Here is a 19688-nt window from a genome sequence, read left to right on the forward strand (position 1 = left end):
ACCCGTATCGTCGTCAGCACCGCCATCACTGGCCGGCGCGGTCGATCAGGAACTGCGCGAGCAGCGGCACCGGACGGCCAGTCGCGCCCTTCGCGGCGCCGCTCTTCCACGCGGTGCCCGCGATGTCGAGGTGGGCCCACGGGTAGCTCTCGGTGAAGCGCGACAGGAAGCACGCGGCCGTCACGCTGCCGGCCGGACGTCCGCCGATGTTCGCGAGATCCGCGAAGTTCGACTTCAGCTGATCCTGGTACTCGTCGTCGAGCGGCAGGCGCCATGCCGGGTCGCCCGCCTCGCGCGACGCGTCGAGCAGTTCGCCCGCGAGCGCGTCGTCCTTCGAGAACAGGCCGCTGTTGTGATGGCCGAGCGCAATGATGCACGCGCCCGTCAGCGTCGCGACGTCGATCACCGCGGCCGGCTTGAAGCGCTCCGCATACGTGAGCGCGTCGCACAGGATCAGGCGGCCTTCGGCGTCGGTGTTCAGCACCTCGATCGTCAGGCCCTTCATGCTCGTGACGATGTCGCCCGGCTTCGTCGCATTGCCGCCCGGCATGTTCTCGCAGGTCGGCACGATCGCGACGACGTTGATCTTCAGGCCCATCTCGGCAACCGCGCGCATCGTGCCGAGCACGGAACCGGCGCCGCACATGTCGTACTTCATCTCGTCCATGCCCTCGCCCGGCTTCAGCGAGATGCCGCCCGTGTCGAACGTGATGCCCTTGCCGACCAGCACGACCGGCGCGGCCTTCGCGGCGGCGCCCTGGTAGTGCAGCACGATGAACTGCGGCGGCTCGACCGACGCGCGCGCGACCGACAGGAACGAGCCCATCTTCAGCGCCTGGATCTGCTTGAGCCCGAGCACTTCGGCCTTCAGGCCCCAATCCTTCGCGAGCTTCTTCGCGGTGTTGCCGAGATAGGTCGGCGTGCAGACGTTGCCGGGCAGGTTGCCGAGGTCGCGGGTGAGATCCATCCCGTTCGCGAGCGCAACGGCCTGCTTGACGGCGACCTTCGCGGCCTTTTCGTCCGACGGATCGACGCTGAACACGACACGCTTGAGCGTGTGCGACGCCGGTTCCGGCTTGCTCTTCATCTGCGTGAAGCGGTAGGTCTCGTTGCGCAGCGCGAGGATTGCCGCGCGCACGCCCCAGTCGGAGCTGCGCTCGTCGACCGGCAGTTGCGCGAGCGTGAACGTGACCTGGACGACCTTGGTCGCCAGCAGCGCGCGCCAGGCGGCCGTGGCCGCGTCGTTATAGGCTTTCTGATTGAAAGCATCCTGCTTGCCGAGGCCGACGAGCAGCACGCGCGACGCGCCGATGCCCGACACTTCGTGCAGGAACAGCGTCTTGCCGCGCTTGCCGTCCATGTCGCCGGCCTTCACCACGCGCGAAATCAGTCCCTTGGTGGCCGTGTCGATGTCGAGCGCCGCGCCGGAAAGCGTCTGCGCCTCGAAGATGCCGAGGACGATGCAGTCGGACTTCCCGGTCAGGAACCCCTTGGCCTCGCCTTTGCTCCAATCACAGCCTTTTATGCTAAAGTCCATCGCGCTTGTCCTCGGATAAAATCTGGGCTAAGGATGAAAGCCGCAATTATCCGCTATTTTTCCCGTGGCGGCGCGAGCGCTCCACCACGCGTGCGCAGCCTCCCGCCCTCTTCTCATCAAGAATGATCTTCGAACGCTCCCTCCAGCGCGAGCTTGCGTATACGGCTGGCGCCGTGTTCATGGTGCTGCTCACGATCATGCTCACGACGATGATGATCCGCATCGTCGGTTACGCCGCGTCCGGTGAAATCGACCCGCGGGACGTGCTCGTGCTGATCGGCCTGACCGTGATCGGCTATCTCGCCGTGATGCTCGTCGTCACGCTGTTCGTGTCGATCCTGTTCGTGCTGACCCGGTGGTACCGGGACTCCGAAATGGTGGTGTGGCTCGCGTCGGGCGTGAGCCTCACGCGCCTCATCAAGCCGATCGGCGTGTTCGCCACGCCGATCATCCTGCTGATCGCGTTCTTCGCGTTCGTCGGCTGGCCGTGGTCGAACCAGCAGAGCAAGATGATCAAGGCACGCTTCCAGCAGCGCGACGAGATCTCGCTGCTCGCGCCGGGCCAGTTCCGCGAGTCGGCCTCGAACCATCGCGTGTTCTTCATCGAGAAGATGACGCCCGACCAGAGCAAGGTGCAGAACGTGTTCGTGACGTCGACCGAGAACGGCAAGGTCAACGTCGTCGTGTCGCAGACGGGCCATACGGAAACGTCGAAGGACGGCGACCGCTTCGTCGTCCTGGAAGACGGCCGCCGCTACGACGGCACGCCCGGCCAGCCGAACTTCAAGATCATGGAGTTCGAGCGCTACGGCGTGAAGATCACCAGCAAGCCGGTCGTGAACGTGCAGACCACCAACAGCACGCCGACACCCGAGCTGCTGCGCAACCCGACGCGCGACAACCTCGCGGAATTCGCGTGGCGCGCGGGGCTGCCGCTGATCGCGCTCAACCTGATGGTGCTCGGCATCCCGCTCGCGTACCAGAACCCGCGCCGCAGCCGCACGATCAACCTCGTGATGGCCGTGCTGATCTACCTCACATACTCGAACCTGCTGAACGTCGTGCAGGCGCAGATCGAGCAGGGCAAGATGTCGTTCGGCGTCGGCCTCGTCGGCCTGCATGCGCTCGTCGCGGCGATCGTCGCCGTCATCTTCTGGTTGCGCGTGCGCAATCGTCCGCTGTTTACACGCGCGCTGTTCGGCCGCTCGGGAGCATGATCGATGCGGCTCTATGAAAAGTACTTCGCGCGACAGATCTACGTCACGTTCATCTTCATCCTGTTCGCGTTCTCGGGCCTGTTCTTCTTCTTCGACCTGATCAGCGAACTGAACTCGGTCGGACACGGCAACTACAAGTTCGGCTACGCGGTGATGCGCGTCGCGCTGCAGACGCCGTCGCGCTTCTACGAGATCATCCCGGTCGCCGCGCTGATCAGCGCGATCTACGTGTTCGCGCAGATGGCCGCGAATTCGGAATTCACGATCTTCCGCGTGTCGGGCCTCGCGACCAACCAGGCGCTGCGCTCGCTGCTGAAGATCGGCGTGCCGCTCGTGATCGTCACCTACCTGATCGGCGAATTCGTCGGCCCGTACGCCGACCAGTTGTCCGAACGCGTGCGGCTGCAGGCGCTCGGCGCGTCGGTGTCGTCGAACTTCCAGTCGGGCGTGTGGGTGAAGGACACGCTCGCGGCCCGCGAAAACGGCGAACAGGTCACCCGCTTCGTCAACGTCGGCAGCCTGTCGCCCGACTCGACGATCAGCAACGTGCGCATCTACGAGTTCGACTCGAAATTCCAGCTGCAGAACGTACGGATCGCGCAGACGGGCCGCTACGAGCCGCCCGGCCACTGGCTGCTGACGGGTGTCACCGAAACGGAGCTCACGCCGATCAAGCCGATCAGCGGCCAGCCGGCCGACGCGCTGAACCCCGTCTACCGGTCGCAGCAGGTATCGCTGCCCGAATACCGGCTGCGTTCGGACCTGACGCCGCAGATCCTGTCGGTGCTGCTCGTGTCGCCGGAGCGCATGTCGATCATCAACCTGTTCCGCTACATCCAGCACTTGCGCGAGAACCAGCAGGACACGCAGCGCTACGACATCGCGCTGTGGCGCAAGCTGCTGTATCCGTTCGCGGTGTTCGTGATGCTCGTGCTGTCGCTGCCGTTCGCGTACCTGCACACGCGCGCCGGCGTGGTCGGCGTGAAGGTGTTCGGCGGCATCATGCTCGGCATGAGCTTCCAGCTGCTCAATACGCTGTTCTCGCACATCGGCACGCTGAACACGTGGCCCGCACCGCTCACCGCCGCGACGCCGGGCCTGATCTATCTCGCGCTCGGCCTATTCGCGCTAAAGTGGGTCGACCGGCACTGAGCGCCGCATCACGACGGAGACTTCGACATGAGCTCGCACGGCATCGTCCTGTTCGGCCACGGCGCCCGCGATCCGCGCTGGGCCGAGCCGTTCGAGCGGCTCGCCGCGCGGCTGCGCGGCGCCGGCTCCCCTGCGTCGCACGTGTCGCTCGCGTTCCTCGAACTGATGACGCCGTCGCTCGGTGAGGCCGTGGCCGCGCAAGTCGCCGCCGGCTGCACGCGCATCACCGTGGTACCCGTGTTCTTCGGCCAGGGCGGCCATATCCGCCGCGACCTGCCGCAGCTCGTCGATGCGTGCCGCGCCGCGCATCCGGGCGTCGAGATCCGCTGCGCGACGGCTGTCGGCGAAGACGACGGCGTGCTCGACGCGATCGCACGCTATTGCATCGACCGGATCGGCGACGACGCGTAAGCGCAACGGCGGCTCCAAATGAAAAAGCGCTGGCTTCCGCCAGCGCTTTTTTCGTTTCGGACTACGGCCGGATTCCGCTCAAGCCGCATCCCGCAGCGGATCGCCCGTTTTCGCGTGCCGTGCGCGCTCGGCAAATGCGTCGCCGATCATCAGCAGGCTCGGTTCCGCGGGATCGAGCCACGCCTGCGCGTCGCCCGCCGCCATCTGCGCGAGCGTCAGCGTCAGCGAGCGCTCGCGCGCGGTGCTGCATGCCTCGACGATCGCCACGGGCGTCGCCGGCGCACGGCCGGCATCGATCAGCTCCTGCGCGATGCCGGGGGCACTGTCGCGGCCCATGTAGTAGACGATCGAATCGGCGCGCGCGGCTTCGCGGATCTCGTCGCTGCCCGGCGCACGGCTGTGCGTCGCGAACGCGACGCTGCGCGACACGCCGCGCAACGTCAGCGAACGCTTCAGCGTCGCCGCGCCGGCCAGCGCTGCGGTGATGCCCGGCACGACCTCGTAGTCGATGCCGGCCTCATCGAGCGCGCGCATTTCCTCTTCGGCGCGACCGAACAGCATCGGGTCGCCGCCCTTCAGCCGCACGACGCACGCATGCTCGCGCGCCGCATCGACGATCTGCTTGTTGATGAAGTGCTGCGCGGTCGAGCGCTGCCCGCAGCGCTTGCCGACCGCGATCCTGCGCGCGTTCGGCGCGTAGTCGAGCATCGCGGGCTCGACCAGCGCGTCGTGCAGCACGACGTCGGCCTGCGCCAGCAGCCGCGCGCCGCGCACCGTGATGAGGTCCGCTGCGCCCGGCCCTGCTCCGATCAGATATACCTTGCCCATGTTTGTCGCTTCGCTTGTCCTGCGGACGGCGGCGTCCGGCCCGCGCCGCCGCATGGCGGCGCGGTACGCCGGTGGTTACGCCGAGAACGCCCGGATCATGCCCGCGGCGACCGTGTGGTGCGTCGCCTCGTCGATCAGCACGAACGCGCCCGTGCCCGGATGCGCGTCGTACGTGTCGCAGACGATCGGCTTCTGCAGCGTCAGCGCGACGCGGCCGATGTCGTTCATCTTCAGTTCGTGACGGTCGGTCGCGTGCGACAGCGTATGCACGTCGAGCACCTGCTTGACCGCGCCGATCTTCGCGAACACCGTGCTCGTGGTCTGCTTCAGCAGGTACTTGCGCTGCTGCGACAGCGGCGCTTCGTCGAACCAGCACAGGTCGGCCTCGAGCTTCTTGGCCGGCTCGACCGGCTCGACGGTCGTGACGAACATGTCGCCGCGCGACACGTCGACATCCTGTTCGAGACGGATCGTCACCGTCTGGCCCGCGAACGCTTGCGCGACGGACGCGGTGCCGCCCGGCACCGGCGCGACGATCTCGGCCACCGTCGCGGTACGGTTCGACGGCAGCACGACGATCTCGTCGCCGACCTTCACTTCACCCGACTCGATACGGCCCATGTAGCCGCGGAAATCGTCGGCCGAGCTGCCGTCCTGGCGCGCGACCCACTGCACCGGGAAGCGCAGCGCGTCATGCGCCTGCGTCTCGACCGGCAGCGACTCGAGCACGTCGAGCAGCGGCTCGCCCGCGTACCACGGCATGCGCTCGCTCGCGCCGACGATGTTGTCGCCCTTCAGCGCCGACACCGGCACGAAGCGCACGTCGTCGAGGCCGAGCTGCTTCGCGAGCGCGACGTACGCGTCGCGGATCTCGTTGAAGCGCGCCTCGCTGTAGTCGACGAGGTCCATCTTGTTGATCGCAACGATCACGTGCTGCAGCGCGAGCAGCTTGACGATCGCGCTGTGGCGTTTCGTTTGCGGCAGCAGTTCGGCAACGCCGTTCTCGACCGTCACGCGCGTCGCGTCGATCAGGATGATCGCCGCGTGCGCGGTCGACGCGCCGGTCACCATGTTGCGCGTGTACTGCTCGTGGCCGGGCGTATCGGCGATGATGAACTTGCGCTTCGCGGTCGCGAAGTAGCGGTATGCGACGTCGATCGTGATGCCCTGCTCGCGCTCGGCTTCCAGGCCGTCGGTCAGCAGCGCGAGGTCGAGCTCGTCGCCCACCGTGCGCTTGTTCTTCGCGCGCGACAGTGCGGACAGCTGGTCCGACAGCACGGCCTTGCTGTCGTACAGCAGGCGGCCGATCAGCGTGCTCTTGCCGTCGTCGACGCTGCCCGCGGTGATGAAGCGCAGCACGCCGAGGTCTTCGTGATTTTCGATGATGCTCATGATGTGAATGTCCTCGTGTGCTTCAGAAATAACCTTGCTTCTTGCGCTGTTCCATCGCGGCTTCGGAGGTCTGGTCGTCCATCCGCGTCGCACCGCGCTCGGTGATCTCGGTCACCGCCGTCTCGGCGATGATCTTCTCGACGTCGTCCGCGTCGCTCTCGACCGGGCACGTGCAGCTGATGTCGCCGACCGTGCGGAAGCGCACCTGGGCGACTTCGCTCGTCTCGCCGTCGCGCATCGGCGTAAGCGGCGTGACGGGCACGAGCAGGCCGTTGCGGCGCACGATCTCGCGCTGATGCGCGTAATAGATCGACGGCAGCTCGAGGTTCTCGCGCGCGATGTACTGCCACACGTCGAGCTCGGTCCAGTTCGAGATCGGGAACACGCGCAGGTGTTCGCCTTTATGCAGCCGTGCGTTGAAGAGGCTCCACAGCTCAGGGCGCTGCGCCTTCGGGTCCCACTGGCCGAATTCGTCTCGGAACGAGAAGATGCGCTCCTTCGCACGTGCCTTCTCTTCGTCGCGGCGCGCGCCGCCGATCAGCGCGGTGTAGCCGTGCTGCTCGATCGTCTCGAGCAGCGTGACGGCCTGCGCGGCGTTGCGCGAATCGGTTTCGCGGCGCAGCACGACCGTGCCGCGCTTGATCGAATCCTCGACGTGGCCGACGATCAGCTCGGCGCCGAGCTCCTGCGCGCGGCGGTCGCGGAAATCGATCACTTCGTCGTAGTTGTGGCCCGTGTCGATGTGCACGAGCGGGAACGGCAGCGTCGTCTTGCGGTTCGCGCCGAGACCGAACGCCTTCAGCGCCAGATGCAGCACGACGACCGAATCCTTGCCGCCCGAGAACAACAGCGCCGGCTTGCTGCATTCGGCGACCAGTTCGCGCAGGATGTGGATCGACTCGGCTTCGAGCCAGTCGAGGTGGCCCATGCGGCTGTCGCCGCCGGTGGCCGGGGCAAAGGCGGATTGCTCGAGCGTCGTGCTCATGATTTCAGTCCTTCTTCTGGGTTCGTGCCGCCCGCTGTCGCAGGCGGCGCAATATTCAGTTTCTTGTCAGGCTTTCAGTGCGCAGCGCCTGCTTCGGCGGTCGCGGGAATCGGCGTGATCGTGATGTGCAGCCCGCATTCCTTCGTGTCGCGCGATTCCCACCACCAGCGGCCCGCGCGGCTGTCCTCGCCGGGGCGGATCGCGCGCGTACACGGCTCGCAGCCGATGCTCGGATAACCGCGCGCGTGCAGCGGGTTGACCGGCACGTCGAACGCTCCGAGGTACGCCCATACATCGGCTTCCGTCCAGTCGGCGAGCGGATTGTACTTCGCGATCCCGCGCGCTTCGTCCTGTTCTTCCTCGTGCAGCTCCGCACGCGTGACCGACTGCTCGCGGCGCTGGCCCGTGACCCACGCGCCGACATCGGCCAGCGCGCGGTTCAGCGGCTCGACCTTGCGGATGTGGCAGCACGACTTGCGCAGCTCGACGCTCTCGTAGAACGCGTTCAGGCCGTGCTCGGCGACGTACTGGTCGACCGCATCCTGCTGCGGATGGAACTGCTCGATCTCGTAGCCGTAGCGCTCGCGCACGCGGTCGATCATGCCAAGCGTTTCCGCGTGCAGACGGCCCGTGTTCAGCGAGAAGATGCCGATCGACACGCCCTTCGACAGGATCGCGTGCGTGAGCAGCATGTCTTCCGCGGCGAGGCTGCTCGCGAACTTCACCTTCTCGTGACGTGCGCCGATCTGCGCGAGCAGCGCGTCGAGGCGCTCGACCTTCGCGGCGAGTTCCGGCGTCAGTGCGGTCGCGGTACTCATGCGCCCACCTTGGCGTCGGCCGCGGCGGCGCGGCGGCGGAACAGCGGCGCCGGCTCGTCGAACGCGCCCTGGTAGCGCTGCGTGAATTCCGTGAACGCATTCAGCGCGTCGTGGATGTCCCTGTCGGCACGCACCGCGAATGCGTCGAAGCCGCAACGCGACATGTACAGCAACTGGTCGCGCAGCACGTCGCCAATCGCGCGCAGCTCGCCCGTCCAGCCGTAACGCTCGCGCAGCAGGCGCGCGATGCTGTAGCCGCGGCCGTCCGCAAAGCGCGGGAAGTCGACGGCAATCAGCGAAATCGCGCCGAAATCGGCCGCGAGATCGGCCGGCTCGCTGTCCGGCGCGAGCCACACGCCGAGTTCGTCCTTCGTCTTCGCGGCGACGAGCGCCGCGCGCTCGGCCTGCCACAACGCGAACGGCACCAGCACCTTGCCGGCCGGCAACGCGTCGACCGCGGGCAGCGCACCGTCTTCCGCCGCGCGCACGACCTGCCATGCATCGTCGATCACTGCGCGATTCTTGATAATCGAAGCCATCTGCAAATTCCTTGTACCCGGTTGGTTACGCGTTCACTGCCTGGCGCGCCGCATACACGCGCTCCTTGAACGGCGCGATGCCGATGCGGTCGTACGTGTCGACGAAGCGCTCGCCGTCGATGCGTGCTTCGACGAACGTGTCGATCAGCTTCGCGATCACGCCCGGCACTTCTTCCGCCGAGAACGACGGCCCGATCACGCGGCCGAGGCGCGCGCCGTCGCGGCCCGTGCCCTGCTCGCCACCGAGCGACACCTGGTACCACTCGGCGCCGTCCTTGTCGACGCCGAGGATGCCGATATTGCCGACGTGGTGATGGCCGCACGAGTTCATGCAACCGGAAATGTTCAGCGACAGGTCGCCGAGGTCGTACACGTAGTCGAGATCGTCGAAGCGCTGCTGGATCGCCAGCGCGATCGGGATCGATTTCGCGTTCGCGAGCGAGCAGAAATCGCCGCCCGGGCACGCGATGATGTCGGTCAGCAGGCCGATGTTCGGCGTCGCGAAACCGGCCGCCTTCGCCTTTTCCCACACCGCGAACAGATCGCGCTTCTTCACGTTCGCGAGGATCAGGTTCTGCTCGTGCGACACGCGCAGCTCGCCGAACGAGTATGCGTCGGCCCAGTCGGCGACCAGCTCCATCTGCTGGTCGGTCGCGTCGCCCGGCGCCACGCGGTGATCCTTCAGCGACAGCGTGACGGCCGCGTAGCCGGACACCTTGTGCGGCGCGACGTTGCGCTCGACCCAGCGCGCGAACGCCTTGTTCTCGAGCAGGTGCTGTTCGAACGATGCGTCGGTGTCGGCCAGCTTCTCGTAGACGGGCGGCTTGAAATACTGCGACACGCGGTCGACTTCCGCCTGCGTGAGCGTCGACGGGCCATCCTTCAGGTGCTGCCACTCTTCCTCGACCTGCTGCGCGAACTTCGCGGGCGACAGCGCCTTCACGAGAATCTTGATGCGCGCCTTGTACAGGTTGTCGCGGCGGCCGAAGCGGTTATACACACGCAGCACGGCTTCGCAGTAGGTGAGCAGGTGCTGCCACGGCAGGTCTTCCTTGATCACCGCGCCGATGATCGGCGTACGGCCGAGGCCGCCGCCCGCGAGGATGCTCGCGACCACCTCGCCCTGCGCGTTCTTCTTCAGGCACACGCCGAGATCGTGGATCTGCACGGCCGCGCGGTCGTGCTTCGAGCCCGACACCGCGATCTTGAACTTGCGCGGCAGCCACGCGAATTCGGGATGGAACGTCGACCACTGGCGCAGGATTTCCGACCACGGACGCGGATCGATCTCCTCGTCCTGGGCGACGCCCGCGAACTGGTCCGCCGTGATGTTGCGGATGCAGTTGCCCGAGGTCTGGATGCCGTGCATCTGCACCGACGCGAGCTTCGCGAGGATCTCGGGCGTGTCTTCGAGCTGGATCCAGTTGAACTGGATGTTCGAACGGGTCGAGAAGTGGCCGTAGCCGCGATCGTGTTCGCGGGCGATGCGCGCCAGCATCCGGAGCTGGTCGCTGCGCAGGTTGCCGTACGGAATCGCGATGCGGTGCATGTACGCGTGGCGCTGCATGTACAGGCCGTTCTGCAGACGCAGCGGACGGAATTCGTCTTCGCTCAACTCGCCCGACAAGCGGCGGCGCACCTGATCGCGGTACTGCGCGACACGCTCGTCAACGATCGTCTGGTCGTATTGGTCGTACTGATACATTCGGGGACCCCAGGGGTTTTCGTGGTGACCGCGCGACGTCCTAGCCACGTCGCGCCCGAATCTCCGTTCCGCCGTCACTGCCGCCATCCGCTGCCGGGTGGATTGCTAATGACGAAAACAGATATCCATATTTGAAAAACTCCGGTGAATCGTAATAAACTCGCCTTATATTTCAAACGACTAAAAAATTCTGTTGATATGCGGAAGGGTTATAAATGAACCTGCACCAATTTCGCTTCGTGCGCGAGGCCGTCCGGCAGAATTTCAACCTCACCGAGGCCGCCAAGGCGCTCTACACGTCGCAGCCGGGGGTATCGAAGGCGATCATCGAGCTCGAGGACGAGCTGGGCGTGGAGATCTTCACGCGGCACGGCAAGCGCGTGCGCTCGCTCACCGAGCCGGGCAGGATCATCCTCGCATCGGTCGAGCGGATCCTGCAGGAGGTTGAAAGCCTTAAAAGGGTCGGGAAGGATTACGCCGCGCAGGACCAGGGCAACCTGACCATTGCGGCCACCCACACGCAGGCCCGCTACTCGCTGCCGGCCGCGATCGCCGAATTCAAGAAGCGCTTCCCGAAGGTGCACCTGTCGATCCTGCAGGGCAGCCCGACGCAGGTGGCCGAGATGGTGATCCACGACCAGGCCGATCTCGGGATCGCGACCGAGGCAATCTCCGACTACAAGGAACTCGTGTCGCTGCCCTGCTTCCAGTGGCACCACGCGGCCGTCGTGCCGGCCGATCACCCACTGCTCGAACGCAAGCCGCCGTCGCTCGACGATCTCGCGCAATATCCGCTGATCACGTACGACGACGCGTTCGCGGGCCGCAAGAAGATCAACCAGGCGTTCGCGCTGCGCGGGCTGTCGCCGGACATCGTTCTCGAGGCGATCGACGCCGACGTGATCAAGACCTACGTCGAACTCGGCCTCGGCGTCGGCATCATGGCCGACATCGCGTTCAATCCCGAGCGCGACCGCAACCTGCGCCTGATCCCGGTCGGCCACCTGTTCGGCAGCAACGTGACGCGCGTCGCGCTCAAGCAGGGCGCCTACCTGCGCAGCTATGTGTATACGCTCGTCGAACTGCTGTCGCCGACGCTGAACCGCAAGCTGATCGAGCAGGCGCTCAAGGGCGAATCCGAATCGTACGAACTGTAAGCGCCCCCCGGACCTGTCGCTTCGCGCCAGGCCCCCGGACGGGGTCATCCCCTAGGGGACTTCCTTCGGGGCGGAAAACTTGAGGCGGCCCGGCGTTTTCCTGAAATCGGCGTGTATAAATACAGGGGCGCATATCGCGCCCCTTTTTGCTGCCCGACGGAGATTCCCGCATGACGCTTCCCGCCCTGCTGCGCCGCACCGCCAGCGCCGCCCTCGTGCTGGCCTGCGCGGCCGCGCATGCCGACCTGAAGGTCGGCGTCGACCTGTCGTCGACCGGCCCTGCCGCCGCGATCGGCATCACGAGCAAGAACGCGATCCTGATGTGGCCGAAGACGATCGCCGGGCAGCCGGTGCAGGTAACGGTGCTCGACGATGCGTCCGACCCGGGCACCGCGGTGCGCAACATCCGCAAGCTGGTCGACGAGGATCACGTCGACGTCGTGATCGGGCCGAACATCACGCCGGCCGCACTCGCGGCGCTCGACGCGGTGGCCGCCGGGCAGACGCCGATGATCACGCTGGTCGGCTCCGGCGCGATCGTCGAGCCGCAGGAAGGCGCGCGGACCTGGGCGTTCAAGATGGCGCAGAGCGATCGCGCGATGGCCGACGTGATGACGCGCGTCATGTCGAACCACGGCGTGAAGACGGTCGGCTTCATCGGCTTCGCGGACAGCTACGGCGACAGCTGGCTGAACGAGTTCACGCGCTTCGCCGACCTGCGCAAGATCCGCGTCGTCGCGACCGAGCGCTTCAACCGCACCGATGCGAGCGTCACGGGCCAGGCGCTGAAGCTGATCGCGGCGAAGCCCGACGCGATCCTGATCGCGGGCTCGGGCACGCCGGCCGTGCTGCCGCAGCGCACGCTGATCGAGCGCGGCTACAAGGGCGCGATCTACCAGACCCACGGGATCGCGACGCCGGAATTCATCAAGCTCGGCGGCAAGGACGTCGACGGGACGCTGTTTCCGACCCAGCCGGTCGTCGTCGCGCGCACGCTGCCGGCCGACCATCCGGCGCGCAAGGCCGCGCTCGCGTTCGTCGACGCGTACGAGGCGAAATACGGCACAGGCACGGTCACGCAGTTCGCGGGCGACGCGGCGGGCGTCTACCCGCTCCTCGCCGACGCGGTCGGCCGCGCACTGAAGACCGCGCAGCCCGGCACGCCGGCGTTCCGCGCGGCGCTGCGCCGCGAACTCGAACGCGCGCACGAGCTCGTCGTGCCGAACGGGGTCGTCAACACCAGCGACAAGGATCACGTCGGGCTCGACCAGCGCGCGAGCGTGATGGGGATCGTGAAGCAGGGCCGGTTCGTCTACCTGAGCCAGTAACTCGCGCGTCGGCAACCGGGTAGCTTGCCCGGCATCCGGATTTCCGCCATAATCCGCGTTTCGCCGCACACAATCGCATGCGCGGCCAGGAACAAGCCCAGGTGGTGAAATTGGTAGACGCAGGGGACTCAAAATCCCCCGCCGCAAGGCGTGCCGGTTCGATTCCGGCCCTGGGCACCAGCATTTCGCAGCGTCATGCGCTGCACCTGTCGAAACCCGCGCAAGCTCACGGCTTCGCGGGTTTTTTGTTTTTTGCCGCGCGCAACGTGCACCGCAACGCGTGACCTCGCCTGGCAGTCCAAGCATCAGGGAACGCAGCATGGAGGCAGGCCATGTGCACGCGCGCCATTTCAAGCCCGATTTGCCGCGGCGTGCTCGCCGCGGTTCTGTCGCTCATGCTGGGCGGATGCGACGTGTTGAGCGCGCCGCCCGTGCCCGACTGGCCGGGACCGCATGCGCCCTATCCGTTCCCGGACAACATCCCCCATCGCACCGAATGACCCGACGGCCGCCCGGCCGCCTTTCGCCGCCGCGCAACCTCAGGCCATCAGCTCGCGAACGAAGTCGAGAAACACCCGCACCTTCGCGGAGACGAGGTTCGACGCGTGGTGATACGCATAAAGCGGGAACGTCTCGTCCGCCCATTCCGGCAGCAGCAGGACCAGCCGCCCGTCGGCGAGGATGTCCCGCGCGTAGAGTTCCAGCAGCTGCGCGACGCCCGCGCCGCCGAGGCAGGCGCCGAGCAGCGCGCCCGTGTCGTTGACCATCAGCCGGCCGCCGGCATCGAACGGCACCACCTCGTTGCCGCGACGGAAAACCCATTCGAAAGGCCGCCCCGTTACCGGATCGCGGATCAGCACGCAACGATGCCCGTCCGCGAGATCGCGCGGATGCCGCGGTTCGCCGTGACGCGCGACATAGGCCGCCGACGCGCAGGTGAGCACGCGCGTCTCGAGCAGCAGCCGCGCGCGGTATGACGACGGCTCCGGAATGCCGAAGCGCACCGCCACGTCGAAGCCGTCGGCGACGAGATCGCCCATCCGGTCGCGCACGCTGATCTCGACGGACAGTTCGGGGAAGCGATCGAGGAATTCCGCCATCCGCGGCGCCAGCACGTAGTGGCCGAAGGTGCCGTCCACGTTGACCCGCAACCGCCCCCTGACGCGCGCCCTGGAACGGCCTGCGTCGACCGCCGCCTCCTCGATGCCGGCCAGCAGCGGCGCGACCGCCTCGTAAAAGCGCCGCCCTTCGTCGGTCAGCGTGATCGCGCGCGCCGTCCGGTTGAAGATCCGGATGCCGACGCGTTCTTCCAGCCGCGCGACGGCGCGGCTCACGGCCGGCTGTGTCAGCCCCATCGCCTCGCCCGCGCGCGCGAAGGTGCCGGCCTCGATCACCGCCGAGAGCACGCCGATGCCGCTCAGGAGCCTGCTGTCGAATGCCATGAGACATACTTTTAGTCATTCTTGATCTAATCATTATTCATTATTTTTATTGATCGAGGAAGCCTACATTAGTCCTGTCGCCGGCTCGTACGGCACTCACGAACCAAGGAGCAGGACATGAGCACATCGGAAAAGGTCGCCCTCGTCACGGGTTCATCGCGCGGCATCGGCGCGGAAATCGCCCGCCGTCTCGCCCGGGACGGTTTCAGGGTCGTCGTGAACTATGCCGGCAGCGCCGGCCCCGCGCAGGAAGTGGTCGACGCGATCGTCGCCGACGGCGGCGAAGCCGTCGCGGTGCAGGCGGACGTCGCCGACCCCGCGGCGACCGCCGCGCTGTTCGACGCGGCCGAGCGCGCGTTCGGCCGCGTCGACGTGGTCGTCAACAGCGCGGGCGTGATGAAGCTCGCCGCCATCGCCGACGTCGACGACGCGGCCTTCGACCAGGTTGTCGCGATCAACCTGAAGGGTGCGTTCAACGTCAGCCGCGAGGCGGCGAAGCGCGTGCGCGACGGCGGCCGCATCGTCAACCTGACGTCGAGCGTGATCGGCATGCGCCTGCCGACCTACGGCGTGTACATCGCGACCAAGGCGGCCGTCGAAGGCCTGACGCAGGTTCTCGCCCAGGAGATGCGCGGCCGCGGCATCAGCGTGAATGCGGTCGCGCCGGGGCCGGTCGCGACCGAGCTGTTCCTGCAGGGCAAGAGCCCCGAACTCGTCGACCGGATGGCGAAGATGAATCCGCTGGAGCGGCTCGGCCAGCCCGGGGACATCGCCGGCGTCGTCGCGTTCCTCGCCGGCCCCGACGGCGCGTGGGTCAACGGCCAGGTCCTGCGCGCCAACGGCGGCATGTGCTGACGAACCGCACGCCGCGCCCGCTCCCTCACGCTTGCAGGAGATCGATCATGAAGGAAGTCATTCTCGTCACCGGCGCCGCCAGGGCCGCGGCCTGCTCGTCCGGGGTATCGTCCTAGTCGGCGCGGCGGCACCCCGCCGTTCCTCGCGCCCTACTTCGCCGCGAAGGCCGCGATGGATTCGCTCGCGGTGTCGTATGCGGCCCAGCTCGCCCGCTGGGGCATCGAAACGTCGATCGTCGTGCCGGGCGCGTTCACCCGGGGCACGAATCACTTCGTCCACGCGGGCAAGCCGGCCGATGCCATCGTGCAGGCGGCCTACGACAGCGGGCCGTACGCGGGCGTCGCCGAGCAGGCGCTGCAGGGCCTCGCCGCGCTCGAACCCACGGACGCCGATGCCGGCGCCGTCGCGACGGCGATCGCCGACCTCGTCGCCGGGCCGGCCGGCGCGCGTCAGCCGCGCTCGCAGAACCCGAGGATCGCGTCGGCGACCGCCGCCGGCGCCTCGCGCTGCGGAAAATGCCCCACGCCGTCCAGCACCTGCCGCGCGTAGCCCCCGGCGAAGAACCGTTCGCGCCCAGCCGAGCTGTCCGGATGATTGCAGGTGTCCGCGCCGCCGTGCAGCACGAGCGTCGGCACCGACAGCACGGGCGCCGGATTCAGCCGCGCGTTGTCGTCGGCATAGGCCGGCGCGCCCGGCGCGAAACCCCAGCGATGCCGGTACGAATGCAGCACGACGTCGATCCAGTCGGGCCCGTCGAACGCTGTGGCGGCCGCATCGAAATCGCTGTCGCGATACCAGCCGGGCGGCGACCACGTGTCCCACATCACGCGGGCAAACGCGCGGCGATCGTCGCGCAGCGCCTGCTCGCCGCGCGGCGTCGCCATGAACCAGTGATACCAGTAGTTGCGCGCCTGCTGCAGCGACAGCGGTTGACCGGGATCGTTGGTGCCGTACCCGACCGACAGCATCACCAGATGCGATGCGACGCTGTCGCGCAACCCGCACGCGTTCGCGACCGCACGGGCACCCCAGTCGTGCCCGACCAGCACGGGCCGCTCGACGCCGAGCACATCGACGAATTCGAGCAGGTCGCGCCCGAGCGCCGCGAGCTCGCCGCTGCGCGGCACGGATGCGTCGCGAAAGCGCGTCGGCGCAAAGCCGCGCAGCGCGGGCGCGAGTACGCGGTAGCCGCGCGCGGCAAGCGCCGCCGCCACGGGCTCCCAGCCGACCGGGCTGTCCGGCCAGCCGTGCAGCAGCACGGCCACGCGTTCGCCGCGCGGGTTCCATTCGAGATAGGCGATATCGAGCGACGCGGTCGTCGCATACGCATAGGCAGTCATCGTGTTCTCCGTCGGGTCAACTTGAGCAAACGATGGTAGGTCGGCCTTTCATCACGATTCACGGAGTATCATGATTCATTCATCGAATATTGCGTTGAATTGACCTATGGAACCGCTGACCGACCCCGCGTCGACCTCGCTCGACATCGCGCTGCTGCGCACCTTCCTCGAAGTCGTCGACAGCCGCGGGTTCGCGCCGGCAGCAGAACGCCTCGCGCTGACGCCGTCCGCCGTCAGCGGCCATATCAAGCGGCTCGAACAGGCGACCGGCACCGTGCTGCTGGCGCGCACGACGCGCCGTATCGCGCTCACGCCGGCCGGCGACACGCTGTACGCGTACGCGCGCAACATCGTCGACATGGAGCGCGAAGTGCGCGCGAGGCTGCGCGGCGCGCCGGCGCACGGGCGGCTGCGCGTCGGCGCATCGGAGGATTTCGCGGGTGCGTGGCTGCCTCACGTGCTGCGCACGTTCCGCGACCGCCATCCGCGTACGGCGATCGAGCTGAAGGTCGGGATCACCGCGTCGCTGCTGCGCGAGCAGGCGCTCGGCCGGCTCGATGTCGTGTTCGGCAAGCAGTGCCGGCAGGTCGACGCGTCGGGCGAACTGCTGTGGGAAGAACCGCTCGTCTGGGCATTCGCGTCGGACCGCACGCTCGACGCCGGCGGCGAAGTGCCGCTCGCGCTGTTTCCGGAACCGTGCGTCTATCGTGAAGCCGCCGTATCGGCGCTCGCCGCCGCGCTGCGGCCGTTTCGCGTGCTGTTCGAGAGCAGCAGCATGGCCGGCTGCGTGTCGGCCGCGCTCGCGGGCTTCGCGGTCACCGCACTGGCGCGCAGCCAGCTGCGCGACGGGCTGCGCGCATGCGGGCCGCAGGACGGCCTGCCCGCGCTGCCGGCCGCGCGTTTTTATGCGTTCGCGTCGAAGCCGGACGGCACCGGCGCGGCGCTGATCGAAGCGGTGCGGGAAGTCGGGCGCAACCGGCGGTTCGCAGCGCTGGCCGACTGAAACACGCGCGACGGCGCACGACGCAAACCGGCCGCCCCGGTCAATCGCCTTCCGCGCCCTTCCCGGCCGCCGCCCCCGTCAACGCATCCGCCATCAGCTCCCCGAACCAATCGACGAACGCGTTGAGCCGGCGCGACCGGTGCCGCCGGTGTGGGTACACGGCCGACACGTCCATCGGCTCGGCGCGGTGGCCGGGCATCACGTCGACGAGCGCGCCGCTGTCCAGCAGATGCTCGACGTCGAACCGCGGAATCTGGATCAGCCCCATCCCGGCGATGCAGCCGGCGATATAGGTTTCGGCGTTGTTGACGATCACGCGGCTCGGCAGCGTCAGCGTGTACCGCTCGCCGTCCACGCAGTATTCCCAGTCGAGCTCGCGCCCCGTCGTCGGCGACGCATAGCCGATCGCCCAGTGCCCGTGCGCGAGTGCATCCGGATGCTCGGGCACGCCGCATTCGCGCAGGTAGTCGGGGCTCGCGCAGTTGATCAGCGTGAACTGCCCGAGCGGCCGCACGACGAGGCTGCTGTCGGCAAGCCGCCCGACGCGGATCGCGCAGTCGACGCCCTCCTGTACGAGGTCGATCGAGCGGTCCGTCGAGCCGAGCGAAAGTTGCAGCTTCGGGTAGCGGCGAAACAGCGACGGCAGCGCGGGCGCGACCACGCGGCGCGCGATCCGGCTAGGCACGTCGACGTTCAGCCGCCCGACCACGTCGCGGTCGCGGCGGCGGAACAGTCGATCGAGCTCGTCGGCCTCGGCGAGCAGGCGCCGGCCGCGTTCGAGCAGCAGCGCGCCGTCGGCGGTCAACTGCACCTGGCGCGTCGTGCGGTGCAAGAGGCGCGTGCCGAGCTCCGCCTCGAGCTGCTGGACGGCCGCCGACACGGTCGCGCGCGGCACGTCGAGCGTATGCGCGGCCTTGATGAAGCTGCCCATCTCGGCAACCTGCAGGAAGATTCTGACCTGATCCAGCTTGTCCATCGGCGGGGAACATGGGTTCGGACGACCGTCGCCGGCAGCCGTCGCGCATCGCGGCAGCGCCCGGCGGCACAGAGAAAACGGGCGCGCGGCCTCGCGGCTGCGCGCCCGTCCATTGTCCACGCAAACGAGCCATTGCGGTGCTCCGCCCGCGGCGGCGGCCGGCGCGGCCCATTAAGTGGTCGGCTACTTGGTCGTATAGCCGCCGTTGATCAGGATCGTCTGGCCCGTGATCCACCAGCCGTCGGTCACGAGATGGCGGATGAACGGCACGACGTCCTCGATGTCGGTCAGGCCCGTCTTGCTGAACGGCGACAGCGCGGCCGCCGTCTTGTGATATGCGACCGCATCGGCGCCCTCGGCCGGATAGAAGAACGGCGTGTCCATCGGGCCTGGCCCGACGGCCGTCACCGAAATCCCGCGTGCGCCGTACTCCTTCGACGCCGCGCGCGTGAAGTGCTCGACCGGTGCCTTCGACCCTTCGTACGCCGCATAGAACGGCGTGAACGCGCCGAGCAGCGACGTCACGAGCGTGACGAGCTTGCCGTGATCCTCGAGGTGCCGCCCCGCTTCCTTGATGAAGAAGAACGCCGACTTGCTGTTGACCGCGAACATCTCGTCGTACTCGGCTTCGCTGATCTCGGTGAACGGCTTCTTCAGCACCTTGCCGACCGTGTTGATCGCGATGTCGATCTTGCCGAAGCGCTGCTTCGCATCGTCGAACAGCTTCTCGACCGCGGCGGCCGTCGTCAGGTCGGCCTGGAACGTCGCGGCCTCGGCGCCGGCCGCGCGCACCGCGGCGGCCGTCTCCTCGGCCTGCGCCTGCGACGCCGCGCTGTTGTAGTGAATCGCCACCGCCTTCGCGCCATGGCCCGCCAGGTCCCGCGCGATCAGGCCGCCGAGATTCTTTGCGCCGCCTGCGATCAGGACGACCTTGTCTGCGAGCGTGTGAGTAGTCACGGTTGACTCCTTTTTTCGTTGAACGAAGCTTGGAGTGTAGGCACGC

The 19688-nt window shown here is 67.5% G+C and carries 20 protein-coding genes and 1 tRNA gene; 10 read left to right on the forward strand and 11 right to left on the reverse strand.

Annotated elements, in window-relative coordinates:
- Positions 1–25: 25 nt before the first annotated feature.
- The gene (locus ACPUER_RS14650) at positions 26–1537 is read right to left on the reverse strand and encodes a leucyl aminopeptidase (RefSeq protein ID WP_175964199.1); all 1512 of its coding nucleotides are present in this window, start codon (positions 1535–1537) and stop codon (positions 26–28) included.
- 122 nt (positions 1538–1659) lie between these two features.
- Between ACPUER_RS14650 and lptF the strand changes: the two genes are divergently transcribed.
- The 3 genes from lptF to ACPUER_RS14665 are packed head-to-tail and all read left to right on the forward strand — an operon-like array spanning position 1660 to position 4317.
- Positions 1660–2754 carry an LPS export ABC transporter permease LptF gene (gene lptF / locus ACPUER_RS14655; RefSeq protein WP_072443565.1) on the forward strand — a complete coding sequence of 365 codons (1095 nt, stop codon included), beginning with the start codon at positions 1660–1662 and terminating at the stop codon, positions 2752–2754.
- A 3-nt stretch (positions 2755–2757) separates the two neighbouring features.
- The gene (gene lptG / locus ACPUER_RS14660) at positions 2758–3906 is read left to right on the forward strand and encodes an LPS export ABC transporter permease LptG (RefSeq protein WP_175964197.1); all 1149 of its coding nucleotides are present in this window, start codon (positions 2758–2760) and stop codon (positions 3904–3906) included.
- Positions 3907–3933: 27 nt separating this feature from the next.
- Entirely contained in the window at positions 3934–4317 is a 384-nt protein-coding gene (locus ACPUER_RS14665; protein ID WP_034178781.1) for a sirohydrochlorin chelatase, read from the forward strand.
- A 78-nt stretch (positions 4318–4395) separates the two neighbouring features.
- On the opposite strand, the gene cobA is transcribed toward ACPUER_RS14665, so the two are convergent.
- The 6 genes from cobA to ACPUER_RS14695 all read right to left on the reverse strand — a co-directional run bounded on the left by cobA (position 4396) and on the right by ACPUER_RS14695 (position 10584).
- Positions 4396–5145, reverse strand: coding sequence for a uroporphyrinogen-III C-methyltransferase (cobA, locus tag ACPUER_RS14670; RefSeq protein ID WP_175964196.1), 750 nt, complete (start codon positions 5143–5145; stop codon positions 4396–4398).
- 75 nt (positions 5146–5220) lie between these two features.
- On the reverse strand, positions 5221–6537 hold the full coding sequence (locus ACPUER_RS14675; RefSeq protein WP_425131443.1) for a sulfate adenylyltransferase subunit 1: 1317 nt from the start codon (positions 6535–6537) through the stop codon (positions 5221–5223).
- Positions 6538–6559: 22 nt separating this feature from the next.
- On the reverse strand, positions 6560–7522 hold the full coding sequence (gene cysD / locus ACPUER_RS14680) for a sulfate adenylyltransferase subunit CysD (RefSeq protein WP_072443575.1): 963 nt from the start codon (positions 7520–7522) through the stop codon (positions 6560–6562).
- Between the two features lie 74 nt (positions 7523–7596).
- Positions 7597–8340, reverse strand: coding sequence for a phosphoadenylyl-sulfate reductase (locus tag ACPUER_RS14685; protein ID WP_425131444.1), 744 nt, complete (start codon positions 8338–8340; stop codon positions 7597–7599).
- The gene (locus ACPUER_RS14690) at positions 8337–8879 is read right to left on the reverse strand and encodes a DUF934 domain-containing protein (RefSeq protein WP_034178786.1); all 543 of its coding nucleotides are present in this window, start codon (positions 8877–8879) and stop codon (positions 8337–8339) included. The genes ACPUER_RS14685 and ACPUER_RS14690 overlap by 4 nt, the downstream gene beginning before the upstream one ends.
- Before the next feature lie 25 nt (positions 8880–8904).
- Positions 8905–10584, reverse strand: coding sequence for a nitrite/sulfite reductase (locus ACPUER_RS14695; RefSeq protein WP_425131445.1), 1680 nt, complete (start codon positions 10582–10584; stop codon positions 8905–8907).
- 215 nt (positions 10585–10799) lie between these two features.
- Between ACPUER_RS14695 and ACPUER_RS14700 the strand changes: the two genes are divergently transcribed.
- From ACPUER_RS14700 to ACPUER_RS14715, 4 genes are all read left to right on the forward strand, one after another.
- Entirely contained in the window at positions 10800–11741 is a 942-nt protein-coding gene (locus tag ACPUER_RS14700) for a CysB family HTH-type transcriptional regulator (protein ID WP_175964192.1), read from the forward strand.
- Positions 11742–11911: 170 nt separating this feature from the next.
- The gene (locus tag ACPUER_RS14705; protein WP_425131446.1) at positions 11912–13069 is read left to right on the forward strand and encodes an ABC transporter substrate-binding protein; all 1158 of its coding nucleotides are present in this window, start codon (positions 11912–11914) and stop codon (positions 13067–13069) included.
- Between the two features lie 95 nt (positions 13070–13164).
- Positions 13165–13249 (forward strand) — tRNA-Leu (locus ACPUER_RS14710).
- A gap of 152 nt (positions 13250–13401) precedes the next feature.
- Positions 13402–13569 (forward strand): hypothetical protein, encoded by a 168-nt coding sequence (locus ACPUER_RS14715; RefSeq protein WP_165948135.1) that lies wholly within the window; start codon positions 13402–13404, stop codon positions 13567–13569.
- A 39-nt stretch (positions 13570–13608) separates the two neighbouring features.
- Here the strand turns inward: ACPUER_RS14715 and ACPUER_RS14720 are convergent, their stop codons facing one another.
- Positions 13609–14511: a LysR family transcriptional regulator gene (locus ACPUER_RS14720; protein ID WP_175961862.1), complete on the reverse strand. Its 903-nt coding sequence runs from the start codon at positions 14509–14511 to the stop codon at positions 13609–13611.
- Positions 14512–14628: 117 nt separating this feature from the next.
- Between ACPUER_RS14720 and ACPUER_RS14725 the strand changes: the two genes are divergently transcribed.
- On the forward strand, positions 14629–15366 hold the full coding sequence (locus tag ACPUER_RS14725; protein ID WP_310139029.1) for an SDR family oxidoreductase: 738 nt from the start codon (positions 14629–14631) through the stop codon (positions 15364–15366).
- A 171-nt stretch (positions 15367–15537) separates the two neighbouring features.
- The gene (locus tag ACPUER_RS14730) at positions 15538–15915 is read left to right on the forward strand and encodes a hypothetical protein (protein ID WP_425131447.1); all 378 of its coding nucleotides are present in this window, start codon (positions 15538–15540) and stop codon (positions 15913–15915) included.
- Here ACPUER_RS14730 and ACPUER_RS14735 read toward each other — a convergent pair.
- Positions 15816–16706: an alpha/beta fold hydrolase gene (locus tag ACPUER_RS14735; protein ID WP_425131448.1), complete on the reverse strand. Its 891-nt coding sequence runs from the start codon at positions 16704–16706 to the stop codon at positions 15816–15818. The genes ACPUER_RS14730 and ACPUER_RS14735 overlap by 100 nt on opposite strands.
- 106 nt (positions 16707–16812) lie before the next feature.
- Here ACPUER_RS14735 and ACPUER_RS14740 point away from each other — a divergent pair, with 106 nt between their 5' ends.
- Entirely contained in the window at positions 16813–17709 is an 897-nt protein-coding gene (locus ACPUER_RS14740) for a LysR family transcriptional regulator (protein ID WP_425131449.1), read from the forward strand.
- Between the two features lie 40 nt (positions 17710–17749).
- Here the strand turns inward: ACPUER_RS14740 and ACPUER_RS14745 are convergent, their stop codons facing one another.
- Positions 17750–18685, reverse strand: a complete 936-nt coding sequence (locus tag ACPUER_RS14745) for a LysR family transcriptional regulator (RefSeq protein ID WP_425131450.1) — start codon at positions 18683–18685, stop codon at positions 17750–17752.
- A 183-nt stretch (positions 18686–18868) separates the two neighbouring features.
- Positions 18869–19642: an SDR family oxidoreductase gene (locus tag ACPUER_RS14750; protein WP_310139039.1), complete on the reverse strand. Its 774-nt coding sequence runs from the start codon at positions 19640–19642 to the stop codon at positions 18869–18871.
- Positions 19643–19688 lie beyond the last annotated feature (46 nt).

It is taken from the genome of Burkholderia sp. DN3021 (assembly GCF_049805555.1).
In the GTDB taxonomy this organism is placed as follows: domain Bacteria; phylum Pseudomonadota; class Gammaproteobacteria; order Burkholderiales; family Burkholderiaceae; genus Burkholderia; species Burkholderia pyrrocinia_C.

Coding starts and splice junctions, on each gene's coding strand:
- ACPUER_RS14650 (WP_175964199.1), bottom strand. CDS start 1,537: ATGGACTTTAGCATAAAAGGCTGTGATTGGAGCAAAGGCGAGGCCAAG.
- lptF (WP_072443565.1), top strand. CDS start 1,660: ATGATCTTCGAACGCTCCCTCCAGCGCGAGCTTGCGTATACGGCTGGC.
- lptG (WP_175964197.1), top strand. CDS start 2,758: ATGCGGCTCTATGAAAAGTACTTCGCGCGACAGATCTACGTCACGTTC.
- ACPUER_RS14665 (WP_034178781.1), top strand. CDS start 3,934: ATGAGCTCGCACGGCATCGTCCTGTTCGGCCACGGCGCCCGCGATCCG.
- cobA (WP_175964196.1), bottom strand. CDS start 5,145: ATGGGCAAGGTATATCTGATCGGAGCAGGGCCGGGCGCAGCGGACCTC.
- ACPUER_RS14675 (WP_425131443.1), bottom strand. CDS start 6,537: ATGAGCATCATCGAAAATCACGAAGACCTCGGCGTGCTGCGCTTCATC.
- cysD (WP_072443575.1), bottom strand. CDS start 7,522: ATGAGCACGACGCTCGAGCAATCCGCCTTTGCCCCGGCCACCGGCGGC.
- ACPUER_RS14685 (WP_425131444.1), bottom strand. CDS start 8,340: ATGAGTACCGCGACCGCACTGACGCCGGAACTCGCCGCGAAGGTCGAG.
- ACPUER_RS14690 (WP_034178786.1), bottom strand. CDS start 8,879: ATGGCTTCGATTATCAAGAATCGCGCAGTGATCGACGATGCATGGCAG.
- ACPUER_RS14695 (WP_425131445.1), bottom strand. CDS start 10,584: ATGTATCAGTACGACCAATACGACCAGACGATCGTTGACGAGCGTGTC.
- ACPUER_RS14700 (WP_175964192.1), top strand. CDS start 10,800: ATGAACCTGCACCAATTTCGCTTCGTGCGCGAGGCCGTCCGGCAGAAT.
- ACPUER_RS14705 (WP_425131446.1), top strand. CDS start 11,912: ATGACGCTTCCCGCCCTGCTGCGCCGCACCGCCAGCGCCGCCCTCGTG.
- ACPUER_RS14715 (WP_165948135.1), top strand. CDS start 13,402: ATGTGCACGCGCGCCATTTCAAGCCCGATTTGCCGCGGCGTGCTCGCC.
- ACPUER_RS14720 (WP_175961862.1), bottom strand. CDS start 14,511: ATGGCATTCGACAGCAGGCTCCTGAGCGGCATCGGCGTGCTCTCGGCG.
- ACPUER_RS14725 (WP_310139029.1), top strand. CDS start 14,629: ATGAGCACATCGGAAAAGGTCGCCCTCGTCACGGGTTCATCGCGCGGC.
- ACPUER_RS14730 (WP_425131447.1), top strand. CDS start 15,538: ATGGATTCGCTCGCGGTGTCGTATGCGGCCCAGCTCGCCCGCTGGGGC.
- ACPUER_RS14735 (WP_425131448.1), bottom strand. CDS start 16,706: ATGACTGCCTATGCGTATGCGACGACCGCGTCGCTCGATATCGCCTAT.
- ACPUER_RS14740 (WP_425131449.1), top strand. CDS start 16,813: ATGGAACCGCTGACCGACCCCGCGTCGACCTCGCTCGACATCGCGCTG.
- ACPUER_RS14745 (WP_425131450.1), bottom strand. CDS start 18,685: ATGGACAAGCTGGATCAGGTCAGAATCTTCCTGCAGGTTGCCGAGATG.